Annotated in this window: 7 protein-coding genes; 3 read left to right on the top strand and 4 right to left on the bottom strand. The window is 68.1% G+C overall.

Going from position 1 to position 8,585, the window contains the following annotated elements; translation table 11 throughout:
- The 4 genes from HMPREF3115_RS14790 to HMPREF3115_RS14805 all read right to left on the bottom strand — a co-directional run.
- Positions 1-1,326: DHA2 family efflux MFS transporter permease subunit (locus HMPREF3115_RS14790; protein ID WP_070554918.1), on the bottom strand; the 1,326-nt coding region annotated here is incomplete at its 3' end.
- 214 nt (positions 1,327-1,540) lie between these two features.
- Positions 1,541-2,272 (bottom strand): DsbA family oxidoreductase, encoded by a 732-nt coding sequence (locus HMPREF3115_RS14795; RefSeq protein WP_070554920.1) that lies wholly within the window; start codon positions 2,270-2,272, stop codon positions 1,541-1,543.
- A gap of 106 nt (positions 2,273-2,378) precedes the next feature.
- The gene (locus tag HMPREF3115_RS14800; protein WP_070554922.1) at positions 2,379-3,170 is read right to left on the bottom strand and encodes a helix-turn-helix transcriptional regulator; all 792 of its coding nucleotides are present in this window, start codon (positions 3,168-3,170) and stop codon (positions 2,379-2,381) included.
- Positions 3,167-4,138 carry an ornithine cyclodeaminase family protein gene (locus tag HMPREF3115_RS14805; RefSeq protein WP_006410761.1) on the bottom strand — a complete coding sequence of 324 codons (972 nt, stop codon included), beginning with the start codon at positions 4,136-4,138 and terminating at the stop codon, positions 3,167-3,169. Before HMPREF3115_RS14805 ends, HMPREF3115_RS14800 begins: the two co-directional genes overlap by 4 nt.
- 372 nt (positions 4,139-4,510) lie before the next feature.
- Between HMPREF3115_RS14805 and HMPREF3115_RS14810 the strand changes: the two genes are divergently transcribed.
- The 3 genes from HMPREF3115_RS14810 to HMPREF3115_RS14820 all read left to right on the top strand — a co-directional run.
- Positions 4,511-5,290 carry an ABC transporter substrate-binding protein gene (locus HMPREF3115_RS14810; protein WP_006406365.1) on the top strand — a complete coding sequence of 260 codons (780 nt, stop codon included), beginning with the start codon at positions 4,511-4,513 and terminating at the stop codon, positions 5,288-5,290.
- A 67-nt stretch (positions 5,291-5,357) separates the two neighbouring features.
- On the top strand, positions 5,358-6,602 hold the full coding sequence (locus tag HMPREF3115_RS14815) for an NAD(P)/FAD-dependent oxidoreductase (protein WP_070554924.1): 1,245 nt from the start codon (positions 5,358-5,360) through the stop codon (positions 6,600-6,602).
- 513 nt (positions 6,603-7,115) lie between these two features.
- The coding region (locus tag HMPREF3115_RS14820; RefSeq protein WP_371089411.1) for a beta strand repeat-containing protein at positions 7,116-8,585 on the top strand (1,470 nt) is incomplete at its 3' end.

The following is an 8,585-nucleotide window of genomic DNA, read 5'->3' on the forward strand; positions in this document are numbered from 1 at the left end:
GTAGCCGCCGTTCAGCGCGCCGAGCGGCGCGATCTGCGCGGCTGCCAGCGCGTCGGTGCGCGCCGCCGCGACGCTCGCAAGCACCGCGAGGCCGAGCGCGCCGCCCATCATGAACGCGGTGTTCACGATGCCCGACGCGAGCCCCGAATCGGCCGGATCCACGTCGCTCATCGCGGCAAGCAGCACCGGGTTGAACGCGATGCCGGCGCCGATACCGAGCAGCGTCATGCCGGGCAGCACGTGCCAGACGAACCCGCCGTCGACGGGCGCGCGCGCGAACAGCGCGAGCCCGCACGCGGCGATCAGCAGGCCGGCCGCGATCGGGCCGCGAATCCCGAAACGCATGACGATCCGCGCGGACAGCCCGAGCGAGAACGCGGCCATGATCAGGTTCGCGGGCAGGAACGCGAGGCCGACCTGCAGCGGCCGGTAGCCGAGCACGCGCTGCAGGTACAGCGCGGACAGGAAGAACCACGCGAACATCGCGGCTGCCCACAGCACGCTGATGACTTTCGCGAGCGCGACGTTGCGCGCGGCGAACAGCGTGAGCGGCATCAGCGGATGCGCGACGCGCATCTCGATCGCGACGAACAGCGCAAGCAGCACGACGGCCGCGCCGATCAGCGCAACGGTCTGCGCCGACAGCCAGCCGGCCTCGTTGCCGCCGACGATGCCGTAGACCGCGAGCATCAGCGACGCCGTGACCGTGATCGCGCCCGCGACGTCGAGCCGCCCGGCGCCGGCCGGTACGCGCGTACGCGGCAGCAGTGCCGCGCACAGCGCGTAGACGGCGATGCCGATCGGCAGATTCACGAGGAAGATCCAGTGCCAGGACAGCGCGCTCGTCAGCAGCCCGCCGAGCAGCACGCCGATGCTGCCGCCGCCCGCGCACACGAAGCCGTACACGCCCATCGCGCGCGCCCGTTCGCCGGGCTCGGTAAACAGATTCATGATCAGCGACAGCGACACGGCCGATACGACCGCGCCGCCGAGCCCCTGCACGGCGCGCGCGGCGATCAGCATCGTCTGCGACTGCGCGAGCCCGCATGCGAGCGAGGCGAGCGTGAACACGACGAGGCCGGCGAGGAACATGCGCCGCTGTCCGTACAGGTCGCCGAGCCGGCCGCCGAGCAGCAGGCAGCCGCCGAACGTCAGCAGATAGGCGTTGACGACCCAGACGAGCGCCGTTTCGGTGAAGTGCAGATCGGTGCCGATCGACGGCAGCGCGACGTTCACGATCGTGCTGTCGAGCACGATCATCAGCACGCCGAGGCAGAGGACGATCAGTGCGTACCAGCGCTTTTCGCCGTGGATGCCGTGTGTCATGGGCTCGCAGCCTTCCGATAGGGATTTGAAAGGCTGGATTGTAGACGGCATTCGTACGCGTCTGCTGCCGGTTTGTGGCAGCAGCGTTGCGTAGTCGCCGAACGGCGTGTGCGCGCGTGCGCGTGCGCGTCGGCGCCGTGCCGGCACGCGCGCGGATGCAGCACGGACGTGCCGTTATGCGATCGCGGGCCGCGGCGATCGAAGGTCCGGATGTTTATTCGCGCGGCGGCAGCGCACAGCCGTCCGGGCCGCATGCGGCTGCCGCATCGCCGCCCGGTTCGACGACGCCGTCGCGCCACGCTTGCTCGAGCGCCTGCGCGAACGCGTCGGCCGGCTGCGCGCCCGACACCGCATAGCGGCCGCCGAACACGAACAGCGGCACGCCGCGTCCGCCGATCTGCGCGGCGCGCGCGCCGTCGGCTTCGACTTCGTCGCGGTACGCGTCGCCGCGCAGCGCCGCTTCGACCGCCGCGCGCTCGAGCCCGGCTTCGACCGCGAAATCGGCGAGCGCCGTGCGATCGAACAGCGAGCCGTGCTCGCAGAAGTACGCGCGGTACAGCCGCTCGGTCAGCGCGTGCGCGCGGCCGGTCGCTTCCGCGAGCTTCACGAGCCGGTGCGCGTCGAGCGTGTCGCCGACCAGCGTGCCGGGCAGGTCGTAGCGCAGGCCGACGCTCGCGGCGGCGTCCGTCACCTGGCGCAGCATCTGGTCGACCTGCGCCACCGACATCCGGTATTTGCCGGCCAGCATCGCTTCGACCGGTTCGATGGGCTGGCCGGGCATCAGCCGGTACGCGCGCAGCGCGACGTCGACGCGGTCCGCATGCGTGAAGGCGGCAAGCGCCTCGTCGAAACGGCGCTTGCCGATCCAGCACCACGGGCAGATCAGGTCGGACCAGATTTCGACGGTCAGCGTCGGGCGGGCGGTCGGAGCGGGAGCGATCGGCATGGCAACAGGCATTCGAAAAAATGTAACTGAAACTATAGCATTTGCGCGCAGGCGCGAGCGCCGTCGCGAGCGCGCGATGCACGCGGCGACGCCGCCGCGCGTGCGCTCATGCGTGGCCCTGCGTGTCCTTCAGATGTTTCAGATGCTTGTAGACGGTCGCGCGCCCCATGCCGAGCACGTTCGCGACGTAGTTCGCCGCGCTCTTGCCGCGAAACGCGCCTTGCGCATGCAGCGCCTCGACGAGTTCGCGCCGGTGTTCGCGCGTGAGGCCGTTCAGCCCGATCTGCCGCTCGCGCAGCCAGCCGTGCAGGAACGTGTTGATGCGCTCCTGCCAATCGTCGCGGAACAGTTCGTCCGGCTGCGCGACGACGCCCGCGCCCTTGATGAACAGATCGAGCGTCGTGCGCACCTCGTCGAACACCGCGATGTTGAAGTTGATGCACATCATCCCGGCGGGCCGGCCGCCGTCGTCGAAGAGGACGTTGCTGACGCAACGCATGCGCCGGCCGTCCCAGTTCAGCTTCTCGTACGGACCGATCACGCGCTCGCGCGCCGAGTGGTCGATTTCCTCGAGCGCGGAATCGTCGCCGACCTCCCGCTTCGACAGGTTGTTCGCCAGATACAGCACGGTCTGGTCGTGCAGATCGTGGATGACCACTTCCGCGTACGGGAAGAACAGCGCTGCGATCCCGTCCGCGATCGGCGCGTAGCGGGTGAGCAGCAGGTCTTTGACGGGGGACGGCTTCTTGCGCATCGGAATCGCGATATCGGGTGAGCGGGACGCAGGCCGCGGGTTCGGCCGATCGGCCGGCGCACCGGCAGTCGTCGTGCCCGTGCGCCCGCGTGCGGCTGTCGCGGTTGCGCCATTGTATCGGCGTCGCGTGCGCACGATGCTCATGCGCGCGTCAGATGCGTATACAACGCGTAGGCGATCGCGATGTCCTCGAGGCCGAGGCCGATCGATCGGAAGAACGCGTGACGCGTGCGCGACGGCGCCGCGCACGTGCCCGCGACGAGCGCGGGCAGATCGCCGACGATGCGCTCCGGCGTCCAGCCGTGCTCGGCTGCCGCGAGCCGCATCTCGCCGGCACTGGCCGGCGTCGTATGCCGGTAGTCGCAGTAGACGTCCATGTCGGGCAGCCATGCAGGCGGAATCTCGTGCGCCTGCGCGACGTTGGTGCTGATCGACGTGACGAGCGCCGGCCGCGTCAGCATTCCGTCGCCGAGCACCGGCGTGCCCGACGACGTGCAGAGCATCACGACATCGGCGTCGCGCACGCACGCGGCGATGTCGGATGCCGGCCGTGCGCGTGGATCGGTGCGCGCGACGGCGGCCTGCAGCGCGCGATCGTCGGCGAGCGTCGGCGAGTACACCGAGATCGTGTCCCACTCGCGCAGCGCGGCCGCATGCCGCAGATGCGCAAGGCCGACCGCGCCGGCGCCGACGATCGCGAGACGGCGCGCATCGCGCGGCGCCAGGCAGTCGACCGCGAGCGCCGTCGTGCCGGCCGTGCGTTCGACTGTGAGCTGTCCGGCGTCGCACCACATCAACGGCTGGCCCGTGCGCATCGACATCAGCGCGGTCCAGGCGGTGACGACCGGTTTGCCGTCCGGTCCGCCGCCGACGATGTACGGCGACAGCTTCGCGCCGAACACCTGTTCGTCGGCGAGTGCGCCGAGGTACGTGATGAAGTCGCCGGCCTGTTCGGGGAACAGCGTGAGCGTTTGCGGCGGCTGCACCGCGCGTGCGGACGCGAGCGACGCGAACATGCGGCGCAGCGTGCCGAGCACGTCGAGCGACGGCAGCGCCGCGCGGACCATCGCGTCGTCGACGGTCAGCGGCAGGGTCGGGGCGGTCGGGTTCATCGGACATCTCCGGTCGGGGCCGGACAGGACAGTCTCGCGACGCGATGTCCGGCGGGGTTCGTTGTGGACGAAAAGTCTAATATAGACAATGTGGATGTGGCGAGCGTTTCTTTTTCTACGCTTGCGGGATCGTTGCCTCTTGGAATAGCGGCGAAGAATCAAAGAGATAAGGGTCGTATTCAAGGTCCGATACGCAGCGCAGTGGCCGCGCATTATCGTATCCCCTATAGTCTATAGTAGACTTTACGTCTATATTTCGAGTGCCCGGCAACGTGCCCGCAGACGCGGTGCCGCCGCACCGGTCGCCGCTTCGTCGCCCTGCGCGGTCGCGTTGCGCGCCCGACTTTCATCGCTGAACCTGAAGGATCCGTCATGAACTGGAAGCTTTCCCTTTGCGCCGCCGCGGCGCTCGCCTGCGCGGCCGTCACCGTCCACGCGGAACCGACCACGTTGCGCTTCGGGATCGAAGCCGCCTATCCGCCGTTCGAGAGCAAGACGCCGGCCGGCCAGTTGCAGGGCTTCGACGTCGACATCGGCAACGCCGTGTGCGCGAAGCTGAACATGAAGTGCGTGTGGGTCGAGAACGCGTTCGACGGCCTGATTCCCGCGCTGCAGGCGCGCAAGTTCGACGTGATCAATTCGGCGATGAACATCACCGCGAAGCGCAAGCAGAGCATCGATTTCACGCCGCCGATCTACGTGGTGCCGATCGTGATGATCGCGAAGCGCGGCTCGCCGTTGCGGCCCGAGGTCGCGAGCGTGCGCGGCAAGCGCGTCGGCGTGTTGCAGGGCTCCTCGCAGGAGGATTTTCTGAAGGCGCACTGGGCCAATGCGGGCGTGTCCGTCGTGTCGTATCAGGATCAGGACCAGATCTATGCGGATCTCGTCGCCGGGCGGCTCGACGCCGCTGTGCAGGAAGCGCAGACCGCGCAGGAGGGCTTCCTCGACAAGCCGGCCGGCCGCGACTACCAGATCGTCGGCGAGCCGCTCAAGGATCCGGCGACGCTCGGCGAAGGCACCGGCTTCGGGCTGCGCAAGGGCGACAAGGCGCTGCAGGCGAAGGTCGTCGGCGCGCTCGATGCGCTGAAGAAGGACGGCACGTTGAGCGCGCTGTCGCAGAAGTACTTCAAGCGCGACATCATCGCGAAGTAAGCGCGAGCGTGCGCCGGCCGCGGTGCCGGCGCGTGCCGCATCGACCTTCTACGCTGGACGGGCAAGCATGGATTTCGACGTGATCGTTCTGGGGGCCGGCATCGTCGGCGTGTCGTCGGCGCTGCACCTGCAGGATCGCGGGCTGCGCGTCGCGCTGGTCGACCGGCGCGATCCCGGCGAGGAAACGAGCCACGGCAACGCGGGGCTCATCGAGCGTTCGTCGGTCGTGCCGTATGCGTTTCCGCGCCGGCTCGGCACGTTGTTGCGCTATGCGCGCAACCGTTCGGTCGATCTCTACTGGGACTACCGTGCGCTGCCCGCGTATGCGGGCTGGCTCGCGCGGTTCTGGCGCGAGTCGTCGCCGAAACGCCTCGCGGCGGCCGCGCGCGACATGCTGCCGCTCGTCGCGGCGAGCGTCGTGGAGCACGATGTACTGCTTGCGCGCACCGACGCGCAGCCGCTCGTACACGACGGCGGATGGATCGAGGCGTTTCGCTCTCCCGCACTGTTCGATGAAGAAGCGCGCGCGCAGCAGCGCGTCGCCCATGCGCACGGCTTGCGGATGACGGTGCTCGATGCGCGCGCGTTGCGCGAACGCGAGCCCGGCATCGGCGACGCGTTCTGCGGCGCGTTCCACTGGCAGGATCCGAAGACGGTGTCGAGCCCCGGCGGGCTCACGAAGGCGTACGCGCGATTGTTCGAGCGCGACGGCGGCACGTTCGTGCACGGCGACGCGGCGACGCTCGCGCAGATACGCGACGGCTGGCAGGTCGCCACCGCGCACGGGGCGATGTCGTCGCGCTCCGTCGTCGTCGCGCTCGGGCCGTGGTCCGAGCGCGTGTTCGGACCGCTCGGCTACCGGATCCCGCTGCGTGCGAAGCGCGGCTATCACATGCATTACCGGCCGACGCGCGCGCCGCTGCGCGTGCCCGTGTGCGACACCGAACAGGGGTTCGTCGTCGCGCCGATGGACGGCGGCCGCCTGCGGCTGACGACCGGTGTCGAGATCGCGCTGCCCGATGCGCCGCCGACCGGCGTGCAGCTCGACCGCGCGGAGCCGCTCGCGCGCGACGCTTTCGGTCTCGGCGAACGGCTCGATGCCGAACCGTGGCTCGGGCTGCGGCCGTGCACGCCGGACATGCGGCCGGTGATCGGGCCGGCGCCGCGGCATCGCGGGCTGTGGTTTGCGTTCGGCCACTGCCATCACGGGCTGACGCTCGGGCCCGCGACCGGGCGTCTGCTCGCCGAAATGATGACCGGCGCGCCGACCTACATCGATCCGCGGCCGTATCGGGCCGAGCGATTCGATTGAGTTTGGGGTGACGCGCGCATGCGTGCGCATTTGCCGTTAACAATTGACGCAGATGAATCGACGCAAAATCGCTGCGTTAACAATTTTTCGTTTTGCTATCCGAATCGAGTTGAAACGACGATTCGCGGATGAACTGCGTAAGGCGTCGGAAAGATATCGCGAAATCATAAAACCAGTAAATTCGCGATTTATCCGTGCATTTTCATATTCGTGAAAAGGAATATCTATAGCGATCCGATTCGGCGTGCGTGACGCTGTGGAAACGATCGTTCGCCGATGTACCGGAACACGTTACCTGAGGGCTCGCAAACGTTACGTTACGTTTCCTCGCGACGCCGTTATCTTGTATGAAGATTGACCCGTCGTATTTCATTGCTTCTTAATGGAATCGGGCTTTTCTCGGTTATTGCATTGCAATAAATCGCGAAATTCCGCGTGAGTTTCGCGATGGCACACTTCGTGCAATCTGTCCCCGTGCTTTATCAATGAAGTGCCAACCGAGATGAGGTCACGATGGGAAATAACTTTAAATTGACGGGTGGGGCGCTGGCCGTAGCGGCCGCGTTCGGGGTGCTGGCTTCGGGGTCGGCGATTGCCGCGGCCGGTCCGCTGGATGGACTCTCGATTCCGCAGGTGATCGTCAATCCGCCGTCGCAAGGCGTATCGGCGAGCCTCACGGCGACGGGCACGACGCCGCTGGGCTCGGTTAACGTGACCGCATCCGGGTCCGGCTCGATCAGCACGTCGATCGGCAATCCGGGCAGCGTGCTGAACGGTGTCGCGCATACCGTGACCGGTCTGCTCGGCGGCGCAGGCGGCGGCACGGTCGATCCGCTCGGGCAGGTGCAGGGCGCGGTCGGGCAGGTGGTCGGCGCGCTCGGCGGCGGCAATGCGGGCGGCGCGGTTGGTGGCGCGGTGAGCGGTGCAGTGGGCGGTGCCGTCGGTGCCGTCACGGGCGCACTGGGTGGTGCGAACAATCCGGCTGGCGCGCTGACGGGTGCACTCAATACGGCGAGCGGGGCGTTGAGCGGCGCGATCGGGACGGCGACGGGCGCGCTCGGCGGAAGCGATCCGACGGGTGCGTTGAATGGCGTGGTTGGTACGGTGACGGGTGCGCTGGGCGGTGCGAACAATCCGACCGGTGCACTGAACGGTGTGGTGGGCACGGTGACGGGTGCGTTGGGCGGCAACGATCCGACGGGCGCGTTGAATGGCGTGGTCGGCACGGTCACGGGGGCACTTGGCGGTGCGAACAATCCGACGGGTGCATTGAACGGTGTGGTCGGTACGGTTACCGGCGCCCTTGGCGGCGCGAACAATCCGACCGGTGCACTGAACGGTGTGGTCAGCACGGTGACGGGTGCGCTGGGCGGTAACGATCCGACGGGCGCATTGAACGGTGTGGTGGGTACGGTCACGGGTGCGCTGGGTGGCGCGAACAATCCGACCGGTGCGCTGAACGGCGTGGTCAGCACGGTGACGGGCGCGTTGGGCGGTAACGATCCGGCGGGTGCATTGAATGGCGTGGTCGGTACGGTTACGGGCGCCCTCGGTGGCAATGGTCCGACGAGCGCATTGAACGGCGTCGTGACGACGGCGCAAGGCGCGGTCAACTCGGTGACCGGCGCGCTGGGCGGCGCGAATCCCGGCGGAGCGCTGAACGGTGTGGTGAGTACGGTCACGGGCGCATTGGGCGGCAATAACCCGACTGGCGCTCTGAACGGTGTCGTGAACACCGCAACCAATACAGTCAACACGATCGTCGCGGCGCACGGCGCGCTGGATCAAGCGGTGCTCGATCTGGCGAGCAACGGGCTGAACGGTGCCGTCGGCACGGTGCAGGGCACGGTGAACTCGGTCACCGGTGCGCTGGGCGGCAGCAATCCGACCGGCGCGTTGAGCGGTGTCGTCAACACGGTGACGGGCGCCCTTGGCGGCAACAATCCGACTGGCGCGCTGAACGGTGTGGTGAGCACGGTCACC

Source organism: Burkholderia sp. HMSC10F09, assembly GCF_001806955.1.
GTDB classification, from domain to species: Bacteria; Pseudomonadota; Gammaproteobacteria; order Burkholderiales; family Burkholderiaceae; genus Burkholderia; species Burkholderia multivorans.

Coding starts and splice junctions, on each gene's coding strand:
- HMPREF3115_RS14805 (WP_006410761.1), bottom strand. CDS start 4,138: ATGAACCCGACCGCCCCGACCCTGCCGCTGACCGTCGACGACGCGATG.
- HMPREF3115_RS14795 (WP_070554920.1), bottom strand. CDS start 2,272: ATGCCGATCGCTCCCGCTCCGACCGCCCGCCCGACGCTGACCGTCGAA.
- HMPREF3115_RS14815 (WP_070554924.1), top strand. CDS start 5,358: ATGGATTTCGACGTGATCGTTCTGGGGGCCGGCATCGTCGGCGTGTCG.
- HMPREF3115_RS14810 (WP_006406365.1), top strand. CDS start 4,511: ATGAACTGGAAGCTTTCCCTTTGCGCCGCCGCGGCGCTCGCCTGCGCG.
- HMPREF3115_RS14800 (WP_070554922.1), bottom strand. CDS start 3,170: ATGAGCATCGTGCGCACGCGACGCCGATACAATGGCGCAACCGCGACA.